Source organism: Ohtaekwangia kribbensis (assembly GCF_042676245.1).
Lineage (GTDB): Bacteria > Bacteroidota > Bacteroidia > Cytophagales > Cyclobacteriaceae > Ohtaekwangia > Ohtaekwangia kribbensis.
This window is the reverse complement of record NZ_JBHTKA010000001.1, coordinates 1,435,872-1,459,667: the sequence shown is the minus strand read 5'-3', so window position 1 is coordinate 1,459,667 and position 23,796 is coordinate 1,435,872. Positions and strand designations below refer to the sequence as shown.

The following is a 23,796-nucleotide window of genomic DNA, read 5'->3' as shown; positions in this document are numbered from 1 at the left end:
GTTGGAACAGCCTCATGGTAAATTTCAGATCAATTTATTATACAGCGTCTGAGAGACTGCTGAAGGTGAAGTCGCGGATCTTCATGTAGGGTATATATACATTGGTGCCGCCTTCGCTTGTTACCGCCCGCTTCTGCTGCCCTAATGTTTCCAGGTTGTTCAGCATGATGATCGGACTTTCGTTGAAACGGAAGTTTTTGATCGGGTGTTTGATCTTTCCGTTCTCAATGTAAAAAGTTCCATCGCGTGTTAAACCTGTATATAGCAACGTTTGCGGGTCAACGGGACGTATATACCAGAAGCGTGTTACGAGTACACCTTTCTTGGTATCCTTGATCATATCTTCGAGTGTTGCACTTCCTCCGTCCATAATCGCATTACCCGGGAATGGTATAGGCTCCACATTTTTCTGTGATGCCCAGTAACGATCATAAATAAGATTAGCTACGGTGCCGTTACGGATCAAATCCATTTTCTTGCGCGCAAGTCCATCACCTGTCCAGGGGGAAGCAGGTACTTCTTCACTCCACGGATCGGTATATATATTTACTCTTTCGTCAACCAGTTTTTCACCGAGCTTGGTGCCTCCGCCTTTCTTTGATAAAAAACTTCTGCCTTCGTCAGCCTGGCGTGCATTCATGTTCAGCATAAGACGAATCAAATCAGCACCGGCAGCAGGCTCAAGTATAACGGTATATTTACCCGGTTCAATAGCCTTGGCGTTGCGTGACATCAAGGCTTTATCAATCGCTACTTTTGAAATTTCGGCAGCGTTGAGTTTGCTTACATCATTCAGATCGGCAGCGGCCCAGCCTGAACCCGTACCATCGTTGGAGCGCATGGTAACGGTAAAGTCTACACTCGTAGATTTATTATAGGCAAATAAACCTTTGCTGTTCATGATGCAGGAGAATCCGCGACTGTCTTCCAGATACCCGGCAGCCGTTATATCTTTTACGGCAGCAGGATTTATACTATCAGCGGCAGCCTGTGCACGAAAGTCAGGTGTGATCTTCGCAGTAGCTTCTGAAAATGTTTTAGACTCCGGTCCGTATGATTGCTGAGGAAGTGGCTCCATGAACTCCGGATTTTCCGGAGCAAGCTTCGCGAGTTCTTCCGCACGTCTCACTACTTTTTCAAGCGATGCGTCATCAAACTCGTTGATCGTTGCTGAACCTGATTTCTTGCCGTAGTACGATTGTACCGCGAGCACTATATTACTGTCTTCACCGGAAGTGGACACGCTGTTACGCGCATAGCGAATGTTACCGCGGTCGTTGCCGTTAAGGCTTACCGAGCAACCATCAGCTTTGGAGAAGCTTATCACTTTCTCCAATATCTTTTTAGCTTCTTCTTTTGAAAGGATGGCCATGTATTTACAATTTAGTTTAGGTTATTATTTGAGTGTTGGCATGACGAATGATCAATCATAACTATATCGTTCGTCCTGTATTGATCACGTTGATACCGTTGAAGCGTGTGGTCGCAGAACCATGTGATACGGCGTTCGACTGACTTGGTTGTCCTTTACCATCGTTAAAGGCACCGTTCAATCTATAGTCACGCTCATCGCAGATCTGCACACACGAGTTCCAGAACTCCTGCGAATTTGCCTGGTATGCTACATCTTTAAGCATGCCGGTAATTTTACCGCCTTTGATCTCAAAGAAGAGTACACCGCCAAACTGGAAATTATACCGCTGCTGATCGATGGAGAATGATCCATCCTTCACGATATATATACCTTTATCCACATTGGAAATCATCTGCTGCGGAGTAACCTGTTCCTTACCCGGCTTCAGCGATACGTTGGCCATGCGCTGGAACTGTACATCGGCCCAGCTCTGCGAGTAGCAGCAACCGTGCGATTCTTTCTGATCGATGATGTTTACCTGGTCGCGTATAGCCTGGTAGTTAACCAGTGTACCATCTTTGATGATGTCCCATGATTTACATTTTACACCTTCATCGTCATAACCAACCGCTCCGAGTGAACCTACTTGTGTTTTATCAGCTACGAAGTTTACAATCTTGCTGCCTGCGTTAAATTTACCTGACTTCCATTTGTCAAGCGTGAGATAACTGGTGCCGGCAAAGTTGGCTTCATAACCGAGTACGCGATCCAGTTCAGTCGGGTGTCCCACTGATTCATGTATCGTTAACCACATGTGTGATGGTTCGAGTACGAGATCATATTTACCGGGCTCTACAGATTTAGCTGCGATGATCTGCTTCGCCTGTTCAGCTGCCATGCCGGCATCTTCTACAATGTCGTATGATTTGTTGTAGAGTATAATTCCTCCGGGACCTTCAATCTTGTCTTCGGTTCTGGCATCGAGATATTCGTAGCCCATACCAACAGGTGCGCTGAAGGCCGAACGATTCTTGAATTGTCCCGATGCACGATCGATCATGGTAACCGTAAAGCTCGGCCACGTACGATGTATATCCTGATCGATATAGGAGCCTTCGGTTGATGCGAAATACTTTTGCTCGTTTACCAGGAACATCAGGCTGTTTACGAAGCTTGCACCTTTCTCCAACGCTTTGGAGTTGGCGGCCATCAGTAAATCTACTTTGTCTTTTACCGGAACTTCAAAACCGTTTTTCTTGATTGGTGTCTTCCAGTTTACTTCACCGTGTCCTTTTTCAGTAGCAAGCTTTACCGGCTCTTTCTGAAATTTTGAATTCGCTTTCGCTATAACAGCAGCGCGTTCGGCTGTCTTCTTCATACCGTCAGGCGTAACGCTGTTGCTGGCAGCAAAGCCCCATGTACCGTTTACAATCACGCGTATACCTACACCAAACGATTCGGTGTTGACTATATTCTGAACTTTCTTTTCGCGTGTAATTACGAACTGATTCAGGTAGCGACCGATGCGCACATCGGCATACGTAGCGCCCCATGATTTAGCCGTGTTGAGTGCTATATCTGCCAGTTGCTTTTTCTGGCTGGCATCCGTCAGCGGATCGAGCATGCGTGCCGGATCTACCGGGTTTGAGAAAGCAGATATAGGGAGGAGCATGGCGCCTGCACCCATACCGGCCAGTTGCATAAAATCTCTTCTGTTCATGAATGATCGGGGTTAGATGGTTCTGCCTGTATTGATCACATTCACTCCGTTAAAGCGTGTAGTAGCACTGCCGTGCGATACTGCGCTTACTTGTGAAGGTTGTCCTTTTCCATCGAAGAATGATCCGAAGAGGCGGTAATCTTTTTCATCGCAGATCTTTGCACAGCTGTTCCAGAATTCCTGTGTGTTGGATTGATACGCTACATCGTTGAGCATACCGGCAATCTGTCCATTCTTGATTTCGTAGAATACGGTTCCGCCAAACTGGAAGTTATAGCGTTGCTGATCGATGGAGAAAGAGCCGCGACCGGCTATATATATACCTTTCTCTACATCTTTGATCATCTGTTCCGGAGTATACGGTTGTTTACCCGGTGCCAGCGATACGTTTGGCATGCGCTGGAATTGTACATCGCTCCAGCTCTGTGAATAACAGCAGCCATGCGATTCATTCTGCCCCAGCATGTGTACCTGGTCGCGTATAGCCTGTACGTTAACAAATATACCGTCTTTGATCAGGTCCCAGCGTTTTGCTTTCACACCTTCGTCATCATAGCCCACGGCACCGAGGGAGCCCGTCTGTGTTTTATCGGCAAAGATGTTTACGATGTTGCTTCCGTATTTGAAGTTTCCGGATTTGAGTTTATCCAGTGTCGCGAAACTTGTTCCGGCATAGTTGGCTTCGTAGCCGAGTATACGGTCTAGTTCCAACGGGTGGCCTACTGATTCGTGAATGGTGAGTCCTAAGTGATTTGGCTCCAGCACGAGATCATATTTACCCGGCTCTACTGATTTAGCCGTGGTGATCATTTCTTTGGCCTGCTTCGCTGCTATAGTCGCATCTTCTACTATATCATAGCTGTTACGATAGAGCATCGTGCCTGCTATACCTTTTACTTTGTCTTCCGGTTTCGGAATCATATACTCATATCCCATACCCATCGGAGCGCTCAAGGCATCGCGTGTTTTAAATTTACCGGATGCGCGATCGATCGCGGATACCGTAAACGTTGGCCAGATACGATGTATATCCTGATCAATATAGGATCCTTCGGTGGATGCGAAGTATTTCTGCTCATTGATCTGGAAGAGGTTAGAGTTTACAAAGCTTGCTCCGTTCTGCAGAGCTGCAGCGTTTGCTTTTAACAGCAGATCTGTTTTTTCAGATACCGGTACTTCGAATGAGTTTTTAACAATCGGAGTTTTCCAGCTCACTTCACCGTGTCCTTTTTCAGGAGCGAGTCTGACCGGCTCTTTCTGAAATTTAGCATTTGCTTTCGCGATGGCTATGGCTTGTAATGTAGCCTTGCGTATACCATCAGCGGTTACCGAGTTGGTAGCGGCAAATCCCCACGTACCGTTGGCGATGACGCGTATACCGGCACCGAACGATTCTGTGTTAACAAGATTCTGCACTTTGTTTTCGCGCGTGAGAATGAACTGATTCAGGTAACGCCCGATCCGGATATCTGCATAGCTTGCACCCGAGGATTTTGCTGTGTTGAGCGCTACATCAGCCAGTTGTTTTTTCTGTGCTATATCAAGCGGTATATCCAGCAATGCCTCTACCGGAACCGGATTACCCAGGGAGGAGAAAGGTAGCAGCATCCCGCCAATACCCAACCCCGCGAGTTGAACAAAATCTCGTCTTTTCAAGGTTATCAGATTTAGGTTTAAGAGTTATTCGGATAGTAAGTTATCCAAAAAGCAAAAAAGGATACCGAAAATGGTATCCTTTGCTATTAGATTATGTGAGTGGTTCCCTTTCGGATGAAAGGTTACTTGATCACCGAGAAATCAAATGAAGTTTCGAGGAACTTGGTGGTAAATTTACCGGAACGGAACGTAGGGTTGTCCATCAATGCAAGGTGGAACGGTATAGTTGTTTTTATACCTTCAATCACAAACTCACTGAGGGCACGCTTCATACGGGTAATTACTTCTTCGCGTGATTGTCCGCTTACGATCAGCTTGGCAATCATACTATCGTAGTTCGGAGGTATAGTATATCCTGCGTATACGTGGCTGTCTACACGCACTCCGTGGCCACCGGGTAAATGGAGGTTGATAATTTTACCTGGTGAAGGGCGGAAACCGTTTGCAGGATCTTCTGCGTTGATACGGCATTCCATCGCGTACAGGTTGGGGAAGTAATTTGTTCCGGATATAGGTACACCGGCTGCTGACTTGATTTGTTCTTTGATCAGATCGTAATCAGTAACTTCTTCCGTGATCGGGTGCTCCACCTGTATGCGGGTGTTCATCTCCATGAAGTAAAAATTACCGTGCTTGTCTACAAGGAATTCAATTGTGCCGGCACCTTCGTAATTTATAGCTTTCGCTCCTTTTATAGCAGCTTCACCCATGCGCTCGCGCAACTCCTGGCTTACGATAGGAGAGGGCGTTTCTTCTACAAGCTTCTGGTGTCTTCTCTGTATAGAGCAGTCGCGTTCTGAAAGGTGACATACTTTTCCATACTGATCGCCCATTACCTGTATTTCGATGTGACGCGGCTCTTCAACGAACTTCTCAAGATATAGTCCATCGTTACCAAAGGCAGCACCTGCTTCACGCTTGGCATCATCCCATGCTTTCTTGAATTCAGATTCATCGTTAATGATGCGCATACCTTTACCACCACCACCGGCTGTTGCTTTCACAATTACCGGGTAGCCGATATCTTTTGCCAGGCTTATACCTTCTTCGATCGAACCAAGCAAACCATCAGAACCGGGAATAGTGGGTACACCGGCTTTCTTCATGGTATCTTTCGCCGTTGATTTATCTCCCATCGCGTTGATCATGGCCGGTGTAGGGCCAATGAACTTGATGCCGTATTCGTGGCATATAGCGGAGAACTCTGCACGCTCAGACAAGAAACCATAGCCCGGATGTATAGCATCGGCATTGGTAATTTCGGCTGCAGAAATGATACGGGGTATATTCAGGTATGAGTCTTTGCTGGGTGCATCACCAATACATACGGCTTCATCGGCAAAGCGTACGTGCAGGCTTTCGCGATCGGCTGTAGAGTATACGGCTACTGTTTTAATATCCATCTCTTTGCAGGTACGGATAACACGTAAGGCAATCTCACCGCGATTCGCTATAAGTATTTTCTTAAACATAGTGTTTGTTCGTTCAAGGTTGAAATTTTAAAGGTTCAGAATTTAAGGCCGGCACTTCTGCCAGTAACTTTAAATTCTGAACCTTAAACTATATATCTATAGATTAATCAGGCTCTACCACAAACAATACCTGGTCGTACTCCACCGGGCTTGAATTTTCTACCGGTGCTTTCACGATGGTACCTGATACTTCTGATTCGATCTCGTTGAAGAGTTTCATCGCTTCAATGATACAAACGGTTTGTCCTTTAGAAACCTTGTCGCCAACCGAAACGAACGGAGGTGTATCCGGATTGGATGAACGATAGAATGTACCGATCATAGGAGATTTGATCTCGATCGTTTTCTTGCCGGAAGCCGGAGCTTCTGCAGCCGCTTTAGGTTGCGTAGCAGGAGTTTGAGCAGCCTGTTGTACAACAGGAGCTGATGTTGCTACCGGTGCTGTTGCTGCTACAGGAGCAATAACAGGACTTGATTTGAATACTTTCTGATCAGGCTCACGCTTCACATGAAGTTTAAGTTCCTTGGTCTCGATATCCACTTCGTTCAAACCAGACTTGGATATGAAATCGATGAGGTCGCGGATTTCAGATGTCTTCATTTCAGTTTGGTTTGCTGCAGGTTCAGCTGTTGCCCGTGCAGGCTTCGCTTCTTTTTTAGCAGATGTTTTTGCTGGAGTTTTGCTCATGATCCTTCGTTTATTCTTTTACACGTTCGATATACTCACCGTTACGTGTATCGATTTTGATTTTATCACCCGTATTTACAAAAAGTGGAACGCGCACTTCTACTCCTGTCTCCAGTGTAGCAGCTTTCAGTGTACGGGTTGCCGTATCACCCTGCACACCAGGCTCAGTATATTGTACTTCCATTACCACGTGTGATGGTGCTTCTGCTGTTATAGCTCTGTCGCCATTTTCAAAAGCGATCAGCAATGTTACACCTTCTTTTATATAGTTAACGGATTCGCCCAGTAAAGCTTTATCAAGGTATATCTGGTCGAATGTTACGTTGTCCATGCACACCAGGCTATCACCATCTGCATAGAGGTATTGGTATTCTTTTGTTTCAACACGGAGAATTTCTACTTCTTCACCCGGGCGAAAACGGTTCTCAGCTACTTTACCATTACGAACGTTGCGCATTTTGATTTGATAGAACGCGCGAAGGTTTCCCGGTGTACGATGCTGCAGTTCTTCTACCTGCATGATCTCACCGTTGTAGCGCATAAAGTTTCCTTTACTCAGATCGGATACGGTTGCCATAAAAAAAATTAGGTCATTAAGTTACGAATCAATTAAATAAATACAAGTCAGTGAGTTGAGCCGTTAGTCGTTATCGGTTATTCGTTAATCGTTATTAGCAGGGTATATATTAACGGATAACGCTTAACTGTTATACGCCCATTTCACATATACTGCGCCCCAGGTAAAACCTCCACCGAAGGCAGCGAGTAAAAGGTTGTCACCTTTCTTGAGTTTCTTTTCATAGTCCCACAGCAACAATGGAATTGTTCCTCCGGTAGTGTTACCGTAGCGCTCAATGTTCATCATTACTTTGTCTTCAGCAATACCTACGCGATGTGCCGTGGCATCGATGATGCGTTTGTTCGCCTGGTGTGGAACAAGCCATGCTATAGTATCAGCATTCAGATTATTACGAGCTGCAACCTGTGCAGATATATCGGCCATGTTGGTAACAGCGAATTTGAATACCGCTGAACCTTCCTGGTATACATAGTGTAAACGCTTGTCTACTGAATTGTGTGATGCAGGCATGCGGCTTCCACCGGCCTTCATGTGCAGGTATGCTTCACCGGCACCATCGCTCTTTAATTCAGAATCCATTACACCTACATCTTCGGTAGTTGGTTCGAGCAGTACACAACCAGCTCCGTCACCAAAGATGATGCAGGTAGTACGATCAGTATAGTCCATGATGGCAGACATTTTATCACCACCAATCACAATAACTTTTTTATACATACCGGATTGAATAAAGCTGGCTCCGGTAGTAAGTCCGTAGATGAAGCCTGAGCAGGCAGCACCCATGTCAAAACTAAAAGCATTCACAGCGCCTACAGCAGTAGCTACAATGTTAGCGGTAGCGGGAAACGTCATGTCGGCTGTAACCGTAGCGAAGATGATACAGTCGATCTCTTTCGGATCTGTTTTGGTTTTTGCCAGCATGTCCTTTACGGCTGCTATGCCCAACACCGATACACCCTGGTTTTCACCTTTTAATATTCTTCGCTCTTTAATACCCGTGCGGGAGGTTATCCATTCATCGCTTGTCTCCACCATGGTTTCAAGCTCCTGGTTGGTAAGAATATAGTCCGGAACGTATCCTCCAACTCCGGTAATGGCTGCTCTGATTTTAGTCATACAATTTTAAAATTACGCAAGTGGTTGTCAGCCCTGGCAACCGAATAAAAAAGAAAAAGCCCGATGTATATATACATCGAGCATTGAATTTTCATAATTAGGCTATCTCTTTCGAGATATAGTCTTTCCCGATCGTGGTACAAGCCACACGTTCAGTGAACTGAATGTTTTCGAGTGCAGACCCGTTCATGCAATTACGCCAGAACTTCTTTTTCCATTACCACTTTACCATGGAAATATAGTTTTCCTTCGTGCCAGAAGGCGCGGTGAGGCAAGTGGTTTTCTCCCGTTGTAGGGCATACTGCTAATTGTTTTGCAGTTGCTTTGTAGTGGGTTCTTCTTTTATCTCGGCGTGTTTTCGAGGTTTTTCGTTTCGGATTCGGCATAGTCTAAAAACAGTTTTTATTTTAATTTTTTTAATATATCCCAGCGCGGGTCGATTCCATTGTTGTCATCGTCTTTGTCGTCACCGCTACTATCAGAAGAGGTGTAGACAATTTTACCTTCCGGGTTTTCTTCATCCTCATCGTCTTCAGTTTCCTGAAATTTGGGATGGAGTTTTTTCATCGGTATAGCCAGTGCGATGAATTCATACATATACTGGCCGAGTTCAAGGGTAGCGGTATCGCGGTGTATCATAATGATCTCATCGCTCATCTCTTCATTCACATCTCCAAACTTGAAAACAATGCTATGCTTGCTGTCAATCGGAAAATCGAATGGTTCCAGGCTTCTGTCACAAACCAGAACAGCGTTTCCTTTAATATTAAAATCTGCCTCAATGAACGTTTCGTGTTTATTCAGTGCAACATAGGCATGGAACTTTCCCTGCGAAACGAGGTCTGTTCCGAACTCCCTGAAGAACGCTTCACCTAAATCATAATCGAAGTGGTGAACCTTGTTACTACTCAGGCCGATAATATTTACACTATAAGCCCCCACGAAATCGAACCCTTTAAGGTTTTTTTAAAATTAGTCGGCAAATTTAGGAGAATTAATGAATTTCTACACCAACGTGTATAGAAATTGCACAAAACGTCAATTCTGAGGGCCTGAGGCGGCTTTTTAGAAGATAGGTAACGGGCAAATAAGAGCGCTTCAAAGTCTAAATGAACTCGTGGATGGCAATGTCCTTGAATTCCTCGCGCGACTTCTTGCCATAATTTTCAATAATAAAGTCGATAACTCCTTTCTTGAAGCCCAGCTTAATGGCAATGTTCTTGGTGAAGATGATCTCGCTTTCAAACACGTTCTGATCAATATACACCAGCTCGATGCTCGACATCAGGTACTCAAATTTCTGATCGAGTGAAAGCGCTCCCAGCGAATCTATAGGCTCGGGATTACGAATCAGTTCAAGTACTTCCTCTTCTGGAAATTTACGCTCACGGGCAATTTTAAAAATCAGTTCCCGCTCGATCTTGGCAAAGTGCTTGTCAGCTTCGGCCAGTTGAATAAGTATGTTCAGTTGCTTTTTAGTGACAATATCCATTTCAACTAATACTTGAATATCAAATATAACCATTAATAAAATCTAACCTTATTCGTCCGGTCAAGTGGTAAAAATGGCCTACCTAAGTAAGGTTATTTTTCTGTGGATGGTTCAGATCGGTATTTGAAAATATCGAGCGCTCTATAAATGGCTTCGCGTAGCGAGCTTTCGTTTGCAAGATTTTTTCCGGCTATAGTATACGCAGTTCCGTGGTCGGGGGATGTGCGAACTATTGGTAGACCTGCGGTAAAATTTATACCATCATCAAAGGCTATCGACTTGAACGGTATGAGCCCTTGATCGTGGTACATCGCCAACACGGCATCGTACTTACTATAGGTACCGGCAGCAAAAAAACCATCAGCCGGAAATGGTCCGTATACCAGTTTACCTTTGTTCTTCTGGTCGGCAATAACGGGTTTAATGATCAGCTCTTCTTCCTGACCGATAAGTCCGCCATCACCGGCATGCGGGTTCAAGCCGAGCACTGCAATTTTTGGTTTCGTAATGCCAAAGTCTTTACGAAGCGAGTGCTCCATCAGCCGAAGCTTGCTTTCAATTTTTTCTTTTGTAATAGAAGTTGCTACATCTTTTACAGCGGTGTGTTCTGTAACAAGACCTATACGAAGTGAGTCACTCACCATGAACATCAGGCTCTCTGTTGCACCGAAGTACTCGGTTAGAAATTCTGTATGTCCTTTGAATGGGAACTCATCACTGTGGATTGTGAGCTTATCGATCGGGGCCGTAACCAGTGCATCGATCAATCCTTCCTTTAGTTCTTCACATGCCTGCCTAAGAGCCGAGAAAGCTGCCTTGCCCGTTTCTTTGGAAGCCTTACCGGGGTTGATCTCAATAGTATCTTCCCAACAGTTGATCACATTGATAGTCTTGGGAGCGAATTGCCCTTTGTTACGCACCTGTGTATAGTTAAACTCTTCAATGTTCAACTGCTTCTTATAGAATGAAAGTACACGGGCCGATCCATATATAACCGGAGTGATCATGTTAAGAAGTCGGTTATCGGCAAGAGCCTTGATCACTACTTCAGGACCAACACCATTCAGGTCACCAAGTGTAATACCAATGCGGGGTTTCTGTGCTTGAGTCATGTAAAAACAAAATGAATTCTTTGCGATTTAGTAAATATTGGTGGAAAGTCCGAAAGTGGGGGAAGACGGGAAGTCCGAAAGTCGGGAAGTCCGAAAGATAGAAGACAGGGGTAAGAAGTAAGAATAAGGGTGTGACATAGAGTATATTTTTTTAGAGAAAGAGGCTGTTGGGGACTGACTACCTTGGCGTATATTCATGTGCCACTGTATTTCATTCAGTCGAGCTTATCTAGTTATATAGTCCCTGGTATCTTAAATCATCCATAACCCGATCTATATATAATTACAGAGGGGCATTTACCTTCTTACTGATGGCTTCTTACTTCTCATCAGTTCACATCTTCCAACTTCCGGTCTCCCAACTCTCGGCCTTCCGGACTTCCCAACTCCTCGTCTTCCAACTTATTCGTACTTTTAACCCTTCATGGAAAAATCATTTGATAAGGTACGACCGAAGAAGTCGCTGGGGCAACATTTCTTGCACGACCAGAATACTGCACGTAAAATTGTTGAGTCACTGAAAGTAAAGGAGGGTGCCAACCCGGTGCTGGAGATCGGGCCGGGTATGGGTGTGCTTACGCAATACCTTGTTACGAATGATAAACTGAATCTGAAGCTGATCGAGATTGACCGCGACTCTGTGAAGTATCTTCATAAACACTATCCGGCCATGGGCGAAAATATAGTGGAGGGAGATTTTCTGGCGATTGAATTGAAGAAGGTGTTCGACAGTACGTTCGCGATCATTGGTAACTTTCCCTATAACATTTCATCGCAGATATTTTTTAAAGTGCTGGAGCATCGCGACCAGGTTGATCAAGTGGTGTGCATGCTTCAGAAGGAAGTTGCCGATCGCATCGCTGAGAAACCCGGCAGTAAGACCTATGGTATATTAAGTGTGTTGCTGCAGGCATACTATACGGTACAATATTTATTCAAGGTACCACCGGGGGCATTTACACCACCACCGAAAGTTATGTCGGCAGTGATACGATTGGAACGCAACCAGACTGTGAAGCTGGGTTGTGATGAACAGCTCTTTGTAAAGGTGGTGAAGCAAGGGTTTAACAATAGGCGGAAGACCTTGCGCAACGCCCTAAAACCTCTAATTTTGCCTGCCGAAATTTCATCCCTTAAACTGCTTGACAAGCGGGCTGAGCAGCTTTCCGTGGAGGAGTTTGTTCACCTCACACAATTAATTGAATCGAGCCGTGGAACAGCAAACACTGGAGTTTGAATTAACAAAAGAATTTCGCGATCGCTTTCAGCAAGCTCTGGATGAACGTGATGATGCCTTCATTCGTAATTCACTGCAGGATGTAAAGGCTGCCGATATAACTGCACTGGTATACGAATTTACTCCGGAAGAATCGAAGTACTTCATGGAGTTACTCTCGATTGAAATTCAATCTGAAATTATTCGTGATCTTGATTCAGAGACGCGTAAAAAATATCTCAAACTGCACGATCCGCAGGCCATTGCTATACTGTTGAATCAACTGCTCTCGGATGATACTGCTGATATACTTCATGAACTGCCGGTAAAGGTGCGCGAAGAGGTATTTGTAGGACTCGAGCCTGTACTGCGTTCGCAGGTAACCGAACTGCTACGATACGAAGAGAATGTAGCCGGTGGTTTGATGGCGAAAGAACTTATACGCGCGCGCATCAACTGGACGGTAGTGCAATGTGTAGATGAGATTCGCAAGCAAGCTGAAAATGTATCGAAGTTCTACCAGGTATATGTGGTAGACGATCGCGATAAATTGCTGGGTAGATTATCACTGCAGGACCTCATCATCTCGGATGCACGCAAGCTTGTGGCAGATATATATGAAAAAGATATAGTCTCGGTCGAGACCTATATGGAAGACTGGGAAGTGGCGGAGGTCATGAAGAAATATGAACTCGTGTCGGTGCCTGTAGTAAATGTACAAGGCTACCTGGTAGGACGCATCACGATTGACGATATCGTTGATGTGATTACCGAGCAGGCGGAGGAAGAACGACAGATGATGGCCGGTATCAGTGAGAATGTTGAAGAAGATGATAGTATCTGGCGTAACACGCGTGCCCGTCTGCCGTGGCTGCTGATTGGTATATTGGGTGGCTTGATGAATGCCAAGTTTATGGGCTTGTTCGAAGCAGAACTTGTACGGGTTACAGCTATAGCTTTCTTTACACCACTGATACAGGCAACCGGTGGAAATGTAGGTATACAATCATCGTCACTCATCGTACAAAGTCTTGCGAATCCTGATTTTGTTGATGAAGGTTTATGGAAACGTCTTATCAAAGTATTTTTCGTGGCTATACTCAATGGCCTGGTGCTGTCTACACTCGTGTGGGGCGCAAATATATTGCTGTTCCAGGAGTATAAATTGTCGCTTGTGGTATCTATAGCGTTGTTCAGTGTTATTGTGTTCGCTTCGTTTATAGGTACTATAACACCGCTTATACTCAATCGATTTGGTTTTAACCCCGCGCTTGCTGCAGGTCCGTTCATTACAACAACAAACGATCTGCTCGGGCTTACACTATATTTCTTTACAGTTCACCTTATTCTCTGATGGCTCTTCCGAAATGTTTAATCATTGATCCCATGCATGAAAGTATTTTTCCGATGTTATCGGAGATCGGCTGGGAAGCAGTATCCATGCCTTCTATTACCCGCGATGCAATAAAAACAACGCATCATGGTTTTGATGGATTGATCGTACGCAGTAAAACGACTATTGATCGCGATCTGCTGGGCGAAAACCCTACGATTAAATTTGTAGGTCGTGCCGGTGCCGGTCTGGATAACGTAGATCTTGATTATCTCCAAGAGAAAGGTATAGCTGTATTGCATGCATCTGAAGGTAACCGTGATGCGGTAGGAGAGTATACCGCAGGTGCATTACTAAGTCTGATGCGAAATATACCCCGTGCGGACAGTGAGGTGCGTAACCGCGTATGGGAGCGCGAAGGAAATCGTGGTGAAGAACTGATGGGCAAAACGGTAGGCATCATTGGCTATGGCAACATGGGACAATCTTTTGCCAAACGAATTTCGGGCTTTGGATGTAATGTTTTAGCGTACGATAAATACAAAACCGGTTATGGCGATCTGTATGCTAAAGAAGTTTCGATGGATATGTTGTTTGCTGAAGCCGACATTCTGAGTCTACATATACCTTTAACACCGGAGACCCGGAAGATGGTTGATCTTTCATATCTCCACCGTTTCAAGAAGAAAATTATACTTGTTAATACCGCACGTGGAGAGATTGTATCACTCACCGATCTGGCGGAGGCTATGCAAGGCAACCTGGTGCGTGGCGCTGTACTGGATGTGTTGGAAAATGAAAAGCTCAACACCTTTTCGCCTGCGCAGAAGTTGGCGTTCGATACATTGGCAGAAAAAACGAATGTAATATTCACCCCGCATATTGCAGGCTGGACGTTTGAGTCGCACGTAAAAATTAATGTAGCTTTGATACAGAAAATCGAAGCGCTCGGATTAGCGCATTAATTTTTTTATCCTTAATATTAAATAAACCAATCAGAGCTAAGCCATGCGTTTTTTCGAAAAGCGGATGAAGGATGTAAATGAGTTCTTTAACTCGATTATAGAGAAACCTTTACTGACATCTTCGCTGGTATTGATACTTGTTACTATCATCGTACTGGGGCTTAGTACAAAATACTATTTGCATGAGTTCGATACGTTCGTGCCGCAGATTTTAGCGGAAGCACATGGAATGATTTTCGACATTGCTGTGATCGGTATCTTGATTTTCTGGTTGAATCAGAATGGGGAGATACGGCAGCGTATACGTACCTATAAAGATGAGATTGACGACTTCCGTTTGTGGGAGTCTGAAGAAGCCGCGTTTCGTACTGTGGGTAATATCAAGCGTTTAAATCGCCATAAGATTCATGAGATAAACCTGGTGAACTGTTACCTGCCAAGAACAAACCTGAACTATGTTAACCTGGCTTCTTCCAATATGAATTCAGCAAACATATCGCAGTCAACACTGATCGAATCGAACCTGGAGAATGCTCGTCTTAACCAGACAAACTTTGAAAATTCAAATCTTAACCAGGCGAATCTGAAAGGTGCCTATGCCAGTGGAGCAAACTTTAAAGATGCATTCCTGATCAAGTCACAATTCGAAAATGCATTTTTGATCAAAGCTAATTTTAACAATGCATTTTTAATGGAAGCTAACTTGCAGAACTGTTACCTGATGGGGGCGGACTTTGAGAATGCAAGTCTTTATAAAGCCGATCTGCGCGGAGCAAAAGGACTTACCGTGGAGCAATTATCAAAGGTAAAAACGCTATACCTGGCCCGCTTTGATGAAGAGATACTGGAGCAGATTAAAACCAATCTGCCGGAGCTAGTTGGCTCCTGATTTTGGGAGATAAAAACAAAATTGTTACCTTTACAGCAGCAACGGTCCCGGAGACGGGGCCGTTGTTTCTTTTTTTTGATGGCAAGAACAAAATAAACTAAGTAACGAATCACGTTAAGCTATGAGCAAGAAAGTTTCATACTATACAAAAGAAGGTTTAGATAAACTGCGAAGCGAGTTAAGCGAACTGAAGTCAAAAGGCCGTGCGGATATAGCACGCCAGATAGCTGAAGCACGTGATAAAGGTGATCTCAGTGAAAATGCAGAGTATGATGCTGCCAAAGATGCTCAAGGCCTGCTTGAAGCGAAAATTGCTCAGCTTGAAGACCTGGTAAGTAATGCTCGTCTGCTCGATGAAAACAATATAGATACATCCAAAGTATCTATACTTTCTAAAGTTACCATCAAAAACAAGAAGAACGGTGCTTCCGTTACCTATACGTTAGTATCAGAAGAAGAAGCTGATCTGAAAGCCGGTAAAATTTCTACCATGTCGCCCATCGGAAAAGGATTGTTGGGTAAGAAGAAAGGTGAAGTTGCCAAGATCACAACACCTGCCGGTGAAATTGAATTTGAAGTTGTAAATATTACAGCCTGATCATTCAGGTAAAGTAACTATTCTAAATAATAGATATATACCATGGCTTCCATTTTCACTCGCATCATCAACCGTGAGATACCCGGCTATATTATTGCAGAAGATGATAGGTACATTGCGTTCCTCGACATAAGTCCGCTTGTGTTAGGACATACACTGGTGATACCCAAACAGGAAGTGGACTATATATTTAACCTGGAGGATGATGCATTGGCTGGCCTGATGGTTTTTGCAAAGAAGGTTGCCAAAGCAGTAGAGAAAGCAGTGCCCTGCAAACGCATTGGTGTTTCTGTTATAGGCTTGGAAGTGCCGCACACCCATGTACACATTGTACCCATGAATTCAGCAGACGATGTAAACTTTACACGCGCCAAACTGTCGCCATCCAAGGAAGCTCTCGCAGAGGTAGCCGAAAAAATCCGGAAACATCTCTAGTATAAAATATAGCAGGCAGGCTATGTCTATCGACAACATACACCTGTCCTACAACGAATAAAAAAAGGATGCTATAAGAAATAGGATCCTTTTTTTATTCTTACTTCTATTTCTTCACAAACTTCAAATAAGCCACTCCGCTATTAGTCTTCACACTCAAGGTATATACTCCGGCCGCATAGTCTGCTACAGATAGTTCAAGTGAAGGCTCGTGTGTGCTATAGCGAAGTCCTTCCTTGCCATGCGCTGACGTAATGACTATATCTTTCTTTCCTGTCCCGGGAAGTGTGATCGTTAATTTGTCAGAAGCAGGATTTGGATACGCTGTTAATTTTTGTCCCGGATTGGTTTCTATGTCCGTAATCACCACGTCAACGTTGTCTGACATAACACTGGTACATCCATCAATCGTAACCTGCACGGTATAGACCGCGCTTTCAGAAGTAGTTAATGTAACGCCTTTTTCATCGGTAATTTTTACACCATCCTTGAACCACTGATTACCCGTTGTGCTGCTCGAAGTAAGCAATGCTGCATTTGAGTTTTGAGACACTGTAACCGTTGGCTTCTGCGGATTGACACAGAAGCTTTGTTGTGCCACTGCAGAAGGATTATAGTTTTCGTTACCAGGCTGGTTTGCTACAACGGTAGCGGTACCCGCTTCAGTAAGCGTTACCTGGTTGCCGGTGATGGTAGTTTTAGCAGGTGTTGTTGTCTGGTATGATAACGCAAGTCCAGACGTACTGGAGCCTGGCAGTGTAAAAGGAGCATCACCTAAAGTTTTATCTGCTATTGCAGGAAAGGTGATGGTTTGATCTGCCTTGTTGATGAGTAGTACAACTTCAACCGGGTCTGCTGCATCGTAAGTACCATTGCCCGTTTGCGTTGCCTTCATCATGATGGTACCGGCTTTATGTATAGTCACTACATTACCGCTTACAGATGCGATGGTTGGATCAGAACTTTCATACGTAATCGGCAGACCAGCATCACTGGTAGCGGTAAGGGTAAACGGAGCATCGCCATACGTTTTGGCAGGAAGCGGGTTGAACGTAATGGTCTGTTCCAAACGACATCCGGCTGGTAATGCCAAATCTGTGGAAGTATCGTGCACAAAGATTTCGTCACCGACCCCTGCTGCGAATCCGGTGATATATATCTTTTCACCAATGGCGAGTATATCTCCGGTTATACCACCGGCTGTAACCGTGGTGTTGTTAGTGACTTTTATAGTGCTGCAAGCCGGACCGTATGTTTTCCAAAGCGTGCGTATGCTGCCATCAAACGCTGTGAAATATAAAAAGTCGTTAACAGCGAGAAGGTTTGCCGGTGCCGCGCTGACTGCCCCGGTATTTATATCCGATACGATGACTGTTCCCCCTGCCGTACCGTCACTCTTCCAGAGTTCCACACCATGGGTGCCATCATCTGCCGTGAAATATAGTATACCATTGGATGCCGTCAGCTGGCTGATGTTGGAAGATGCTGCACCGGGGTTGATGTCCAATACCAGGCTGGTATTTGCTTCAGTTCCATCGGTCCGCCATAATTCTTTTCCACTCACACCATCGTTCACTACAAAGTATCCTACACCATCCACTTCTTCAAACTGAAGTATATCCGTGCTTACAAAACCTCCTGCAGCGTTGGGGTTAATATCTTTCACCAACACAGTGCCGGCATCGGTGCCATCGCTTTTCCAGAGTTCAAGTCCATGAGTTCCATCATCCGCAAAGAAATATAGCGCTCCGTTTTTGTTCTTTAATCCTTTCAGAAAAGTAAACGTCTTGATTACGTTCGTACCTGTATTTAATTCACCACCATCGCTGGTCCATAACCCAGCAGTGCCTGCATCATTGGCAATGAAATATAGTTTGTCGTTGAAGTTAGTGAGTGAAGCAGGATTGGAACTGATGGAACCGCCTATATTAGCAACACGCTTGGTGCCAATTACAGTACCATCACTCTTATATAGTTCGATAGCAACATTGTTGGCTTCATATCCCGGGAAAAAAGCAATGTTACCTACACCGGTAATTTCAGAGCCATCCGAAGGTTTGGCACCTAATTCAATGGTGCCGGCTGTTGTTCCATCGGTCTTCCATAAACGTATAGGCTCTTTACTCATATCCCTTGCCGTAAAATATATAAGGTTGCTTATATGTTTCAGGTATGACGGATTGGACGAGCTATCGGCATTAAACCAGATTTCTTTCAGCAGCGCAGTGCCTGCACTGGTACCATCACTTTTCCAGAGCTCCTGGCCGTTGCCAGTATCGTAAGCAGAGAAATATAGGGCGTTGTCGAGGGATTCAAAATGTCCCGGATTTGAACCCGCATTTGTTACTGGTATATCGGTTATGCGATCTGTGCCTGCGAGTGTACCATCTGTTATCCATAGTTCGTTTCCGGTATTGCCATCATCAGCAACGAAATATAGTGTTGTGCCAAGGGGAGTAAGATCATTCGGAGGCCGTGTGCCCGGTGTTGTGCCTTTTGCTATATCCGTAACCAGTACGGTGCCTGATTCTGTTCCATCGCTTTTCCAGATTTGAAGACTGGCGCCTGCTGTCAGATCTTTCGGTGCTACAAAATATAGTTCACCGTTCATGTTGGCGAAATCAGCAGCATAGCTTCCTATATTTTTATAGGTAACGGTACCTGCAGCGGTTCCATCGCTCTTCCAGAGTTCGGATGTATTGGCAGTAAAATATAGTATACTTCCGACAGCCGTTGTGTTTTCTATGATACTGAATTCTCCGAGGTTTTTAACGAAGGTAGTTCCGGCCGCTGTTCCATCACTTTTCCATAGACCATTAATGATCGTGCCATCAGAAGCTGTAAAGAAAAGCGTGCCGTTTACATTGGTAAGCAGATCAGGCGATGAACCGTCTGTTCCGGGCAGTATGTCCAATACGAGTTCGGTGCCTGCATCTGTTCCATCACTTTTCCAGAGCTCATAACCGTTGGTGCCATCTGTGGCAATGAAATATAGCATACTTCCTACGGCACTGAATCGGGCAGGCGATGATGAGCCTGTTCCTGTATTTATATCTTTTACCAATACAGTTCCGGCTGATGTTCCATCACTCTTCCAGAGCTCAACACCGTTGGCTGCGCTGTTACCGGTGAAATATAGTGTGCCGTTCGCCTGACCAAAATACGGACTGCTGCTGGCGCTGATGATGTTGTTTCGGAGCAGTACAGTTCCGACTTCTGTCCCATCACTTTTCCAGAGGTCGAGAAAGTTGGAGCCATCGGTAATGGTAAAGAAAAGTAAATTACCGGCTGCAATCATGTTGGATATATTGGCTGAGCCAGACCCGGTTTGTATATCTTTCACCAATAGCGTACCTGCTTCGGTGCCGTCACTTTTCCAAAGTTCGGTTCCTTCTGTACCGTTGTTTGCGAGAAAATATACTATACCATTTACATCAACCAGACTGGATGGACTTGAAGAGCTGCTGCCCGGATTTATATCCTTCACAAGTATAGTTCCAGCTTCAGTGCCATCGCTTTTCCAGAGCTCTTGTCCGGCACCGGATCGTCCATTGAAAAGCACTACGCCATTAAGTGGTGTTATACTGTACGCATCTATACCCGATCTGTTTGGATCTGCTGCCTGGTTGATATCCTTCAGAACGCTTAGCTGAGCATGGCAAAAAGTAGTCGCCAATACAAAAAGTAAAAGTAAAAGTCTCTTCATGAAAGGGGAATTTTCTTCTAAGATAGGCACTATCCGCTAAAGAAATCACGTATCACATGAATTTTGGATGTCCGTTGTTGTAACGTTTATTAAAAAATATTTAAGTTTTTTTTAAGTCTACAACAAACGATTTAGTGCCCCAAAACGGGTGATAATTTTGGGTTATTGGCATATACAATACCCTCTTTGGTGGTATTTGTATTTTGTAGTATAAAATTTTGCTGGTAGTTTGGTTTAACCTAAACACAAACTATATGAAGAAACAACTACTAGTAATCCTAGGGGTTGCGCTCGCATTTCTGTGCTTTGAAGTGCGCGCGCAAAACCGAACGGTCTCAGGAAAACTTACCTCTGCTGAAGACGGATCAGGCCTGCCTGGAGTAAACGTACTCGTGAAAGGCACTACCATCGGTACCGTATCTGATGCGGAAGGTAAGTATACATTGTCAGTCCCACCGGAAGGCTCCGTCCTTGTCTTCTCGTTTATCGGACTCCGAACACAAGAAGTAGAAATTGGCGATCGCTCTTCTGTTGATGTCCAACTCAGCCAGGATATTCAACAGCTCAGTGAGGTAGTCGTTACAGCCCTTAACATTCCCCGCGAAAAGAAATCACTTGGCTACTCAGTACAACAAGTAGATGGCTCCGCAGTGTCTGATGTAAAGACGAATAACTTTGTAAACTCTTTGTCAGGAAAGATTGCAGGTATAGCTGTAAACGGTTCTCCTGGTGCTATAGGCGGAAGTACACAGATCATTATCCGTGGTATAAAATCAATTACCGGTGATAACCGTCCGCTATATGTAGTAGATGGTACGCCTATTGACAACTCGAACTTTAACGGTGCTCCTAAATCATCAGGCGGAAGTTCTCCGGAAGCAGGTGCCGGTGGTACCGACTTCGGTGATGCTGTTGCTGATATAAACCCGAATGATATAGCATCCATCACGGTACTGAAAGGCGCCAATGCTGCTGCCCTATACGGTTCGCGTGCCGCCAACGGTGTTATCATGATAACGACCAAGAGCGGCAAAGGAAGAAAGGGTATAGGAGTAGATATCAGTTCCAGTGTTGAGATCAGTAAAGTTGCTGTTCTTCCAAAATACCAGAATGAATATGGTGGCGGTTACGAACAGGAATTCGAGCTATACAACGGACAGCCTATTGTAAACTATGCGGCTGATGAAAGCTGGGGACCTCGTATGGACGGACAACTGGTGCGTGAGTGGTTCTCATGGTTTCCGGATGATCCAGACTATGGTAAATTAACGCCCTTCTCACCACACGCTGATAACGTAAAAGATTTTTACGAAACCGGTGTAGCATTGAACAACAGTATAGCATTAAGCGGTGGTAGTGACCAAACGAGTTTCCGTATAGGCTATACCAACTATAATGCAACGGGTACTTTCCCGAACGATGAGCTGAAGAAGAATAACATCTCCGTTAACCTTACCAGCAACCTTACTAAAAAGTTAACGATATCAACGCATGTTAACTATGCACATTTTCTGCATACCGGTATACCTACATCCGGATACTCCGATGCGATGGGTAATACCAACAACTCAACAAGCTTTAACCAGTGGTTCCAGCGTCAGTTGGATATGGAAAAACTGAGACAGTATAAAACACCAACCGGTGAACAACGCAGCTGGAACATCAGCAGTCCGACAAACATGCACCCGCTCTATTGGAACAACCCTTTCTGGGAAGTATATGAGAGCCCGACAAACCAGGCACGTGAAAGGGTGTTCGGTGATATATCGCTCAAGTATGAGATTGCAAAAGGACTAAATATACAAGGCTGGGCACGTACAGATTTCTATACGGATCGCAGAGAACGCAGACAAGCTACCGGCTCACTGGATCAGCCCTACTACGATGAAGATGTGCGTGAAGTACGCGATAACAACTTCGAACTTCACCTGACCTATAGCAAAGATCTGTCGAAAGACTTTTCGCTGAACGTACTGGCTGCAACCAACGTACGGAAACGTAAATACTATATCAACTACGGTCGTACGTCCGGAGGTTTAAGTTCACCGAATTACTTTAACCTGAATGCCTCTGTAGACAGACCAATCATCAACGATGTATACCAGGAGAAAGAAGTACAATCGGTATACGGACAGGTAAGTCTTGGTTACAAAGGTTTAGCATACCTCGATGCGACTATACGCAACGACTGGTCATCTGTTTTACCAAAGAAGAACTGGGCCTATACTTATCCATCTGTAACGGGTACACTTGTATTCTCTGAATTATTACCGGCACAGGAGATCGTATCATTAGGAAAAGTGCGTGCAAGCTGGGCGCAGGTTGGTAATGATACTGACCCGTATCGCATTGCAACAACCTATACCGGAGAAACTGCTTTCGGTTCGTATCCTACCTATTCTGTAGCGAACGCATTGAACAATCCGGATCTGAAAGCGGAGTTGTCTACAACAGTAGAGTTTGGTGTGGAGATGAGCTTCCTGCAAAATCGTGTAGGCTTTGACTTCACATACTACGATATCAAAACTACCGATCAGATCATCAACCTCGATGTATCTGCAGCGAGTCGTTATTCTTCTGCATGGGTAAATGCCGGAGAATTATCGAACAAAGGTTTTGAAGTAATGCTATACGGCACACCCATTAAATCAGCTTCAGGTTTCACCTGGGATATAACGGCTAACTGGGCGCGCAACCGTAACAAAGTTGAAAAGCTCTATGGCGATTTGAACAACCTCATCATCAACAGCTATAGCGTTACTACCAACGCAAGGGTAGGAGAGTCGTACGGTACATTTGTACTCATTGGCTATAAGTATGATGACAACGGTAATAGAGTAGTTACACCGGCTGGTGCGTTTGTGCAGAACCCGAACCAGGTGTTTGGAAGTTACCTGCCTGATTGGACCGGTGGAGTTACCAACACTTTCAGCTATAAAGGATTTAGTCTCGGTGCTACGATCGATATACGACATGGTGGTAATGTATACTCTACGACCAACCGTTATGGACAATATTCAGGATTGCTGGATGTTACTGCCGGTTTGAACGATAAAGGAAATCCGAAGAGAGATCCGGTTGCTGAAGGCGGAGGCGTACACGTAACAGGTGTTACTGCTGCCGGTGAGACATTTGATGATTATGTAGAAGCCGTTGATTACTTCGCGAACCAGTCAACCATTCGTGAGAACTATCTATACGATGCAAGCTTTGTTAAACTGCGTGAAGCAAAATTGACATATTCACTTCCGGGTACCATAACTTCCAAAACTCCTTTCACCGGTATATCGGTAGGTATATATGGAAGAAACCTGGCTATACTTCATAAGAATACACCGAACATCGATCCGGAAACAGCATTGGGATCAGGATCTATTCAAGGATATGAAAACGGTCAGCACCCAAGTACACGGGTAATCGGATTCAACCTGAATTTGAAATTATAGTATCCTGTCACTAAAAAA

The 23,796-nt window shown here is 44.7% G+C and carries 19 protein-coding genes; 7 read left to right on the top strand and 12 right to left on the bottom strand.

Translation table 11 applies throughout. The features are described 5' to 3' along the window. Positions 1-37: 37 nt before the first annotated feature. The 11 genes from ACFQ21_RS05770 to pdxA form a co-directional block, all read right to left on the bottom strand. Positions 38-1,372, bottom strand: coding sequence for a TldD/PmbA family protein (locus ACFQ21_RS05770; protein WP_377576093.1), 1,335 nt, complete (start codon positions 1,370-1,372; stop codon positions 38-40). Between the two features lie 61 nt (positions 1,373-1,433). Further along, positions 1,434-3,074: a TldD/PmbA family protein gene (locus tag ACFQ21_RS05765; RefSeq protein WP_377576090.1), complete on the bottom strand. Its 1,641-nt coding sequence runs from the start codon at positions 3,072-3,074 to the stop codon at positions 1,434-1,436. Positions 3,075-3,086: 12 nt separating this feature from the next. After that, positions 3,087-4,730, bottom strand: coding sequence for a TldD/PmbA family protein (locus tag ACFQ21_RS05760; RefSeq protein ID WP_377576088.1), 1,644 nt, complete (start codon positions 4,728-4,730; stop codon positions 3,087-3,089). 122 nt (positions 4,731-4,852) lie between these two features. Then, on the bottom strand, positions 4,853-6,202 hold the full coding sequence (accC, locus tag ACFQ21_RS05755; protein ID WP_377576085.1) for an acetyl-CoA carboxylase biotin carboxylase subunit: 1,350 nt from the start codon (positions 6,200-6,202) through the stop codon (positions 4,853-4,855). Between the two features lie 103 nt (positions 6,203-6,305). Then, complete coding sequence (gene accB, locus ACFQ21_RS05750) at positions 6,306-6,803, bottom strand: acetyl-CoA carboxylase biotin carboxyl carrier protein (RefSeq protein ID WP_377578269.1); 498 nt, start codon at positions 6,801-6,803, stop codon at positions 6,306-6,308. Between the two features lie 97 nt (positions 6,804-6,900). After that, the gene (gene efp, locus ACFQ21_RS05745) at positions 6,901-7,467 is read right to left on the bottom strand and encodes an elongation factor P (RefSeq protein ID WP_377576083.1); all 567 of its coding nucleotides are present in this window, start codon (positions 7,465-7,467) and stop codon (positions 6,901-6,903) included. A 123-nt stretch (positions 7,468-7,590) separates the two neighbouring features. Further along, positions 7,591-8,586: a beta-ketoacyl-ACP synthase III gene (locus ACFQ21_RS05740; protein ID WP_377576080.1), complete on the bottom strand. Its 996-nt coding sequence runs from the start codon at positions 8,584-8,586 to the stop codon at positions 7,591-7,593. Positions 8,587-8,780: 194 nt separating this feature from the next. Then, positions 8,781-8,972 (bottom strand): 50S ribosomal protein L32, encoded by a 192-nt coding sequence (gene rpmF / locus ACFQ21_RS05735; RefSeq protein ID WP_377576077.1) that lies wholly within the window; start codon positions 8,970-8,972, stop codon positions 8,781-8,783. Positions 8,973-8,988: 16 nt separating this feature from the next. Next, entirely contained in the window at positions 8,989-9,528 is a 540-nt protein-coding gene (locus tag ACFQ21_RS05730; protein WP_377576074.1) for a YceD family protein, read from the bottom strand. 163 nt (positions 9,529-9,691) lie between these two features. Next, on the bottom strand, positions 9,692-10,078 hold the full coding sequence (locus ACFQ21_RS05725; protein WP_377576071.1) for a TerB family tellurite resistance protein: 387 nt from the start codon (positions 10,076-10,078) through the stop codon (positions 9,692-9,694). 92 nt (positions 10,079-10,170) lie between these two features. Beyond that, the gene (pdxA, locus tag ACFQ21_RS05720; protein WP_377576068.1) at positions 10,171-11,190 is read right to left on the bottom strand and encodes a 4-hydroxythreonine-4-phosphate dehydrogenase PdxA; all 1,020 of its coding nucleotides are present in this window, start codon (positions 11,188-11,190) and stop codon (positions 10,171-10,173) included. Between the two features lie 424 nt (positions 11,191-11,614). Between pdxA and rsmA the strand changes: the two genes are divergently transcribed. The 6 genes from rsmA to ACFQ21_RS05690 all read left to right on the top strand — a co-directional run bounded on the left by rsmA (position 11,615) and on the right by ACFQ21_RS05690 (position 16,626). Next, complete coding sequence (gene rsmA, locus ACFQ21_RS05715) at positions 11,615-12,427, top strand: 16S rRNA (adenine(1518)-N(6)/adenine(1519)-N(6))-dimethyltransferase RsmA (RefSeq protein WP_377576065.1); 813 nt, start codon at positions 11,615-11,617, stop codon at positions 12,425-12,427. Further along, positions 12,402-13,760, top strand: a complete 1,359-nt coding sequence (gene mgtE, locus ACFQ21_RS05710) for a magnesium transporter (protein WP_377576062.1) — start codon at positions 12,402-12,404, stop codon at positions 13,758-13,760. Before rsmA ends, mgtE begins: the two co-directional genes overlap by 26 nt. Then, positions 13,760-14,704, top strand: coding sequence for an NAD(P)-dependent oxidoreductase (locus ACFQ21_RS05705; RefSeq protein WP_377576059.1), 945 nt, complete (start codon positions 13,760-13,762; stop codon positions 14,702-14,704). The genes mgtE and ACFQ21_RS05705 overlap by 1 nt, the downstream gene beginning before the upstream one ends. 43 nt (positions 14,705-14,747) lie before the next feature. Next, a complete protein-coding gene (locus ACFQ21_RS05700; protein ID WP_377576057.1) occupies positions 14,748-15,593 on the top strand; it encodes a pentapeptide repeat-containing protein in 846 nt (281 codons plus the stop codon). A 121-nt stretch (positions 15,594-15,714) separates the two neighbouring features. Further along, entirely contained in the window at positions 15,715-16,191 is a 477-nt protein-coding gene (gene greA / locus ACFQ21_RS05695) for a transcription elongation factor GreA (protein ID WP_377576054.1), read from the top strand. Positions 16,192-16,233: 42 nt separating this feature from the next. Continuing rightward, the gene (locus tag ACFQ21_RS05690; RefSeq protein ID WP_377576051.1) at positions 16,234-16,626 is read left to right on the top strand and encodes an HIT family protein; all 393 of its coding nucleotides are present in this window, start codon (positions 16,234-16,236) and stop codon (positions 16,624-16,626) included. A 106-nt stretch (positions 16,627-16,732) separates the two neighbouring features. Here the strand turns inward: ACFQ21_RS05690 and ACFQ21_RS05685 are convergent, their stop codons facing one another. Further along, positions 16,733-20,332, bottom strand: a complete 3,600-nt coding sequence (locus tag ACFQ21_RS05685; protein WP_377576049.1) for an ELWxxDGT repeat protein — start codon at positions 20,330-20,332, stop codon at positions 16,733-16,735. 254 nt (positions 20,333-20,586) lie between these two features. Between ACFQ21_RS05685 and ACFQ21_RS05680 the strand changes: the two genes are divergently transcribed. Continuing rightward, on the top strand, positions 20,587-23,778 hold the full coding sequence (locus ACFQ21_RS05680) for a SusC/RagA family TonB-linked outer membrane protein (RefSeq protein WP_377576046.1): 3,192 nt from the start codon (positions 20,587-20,589) through the stop codon (positions 23,776-23,778). The last annotated feature ends 18 nt before the right edge of the window (positions 23,779-23,796 follow it).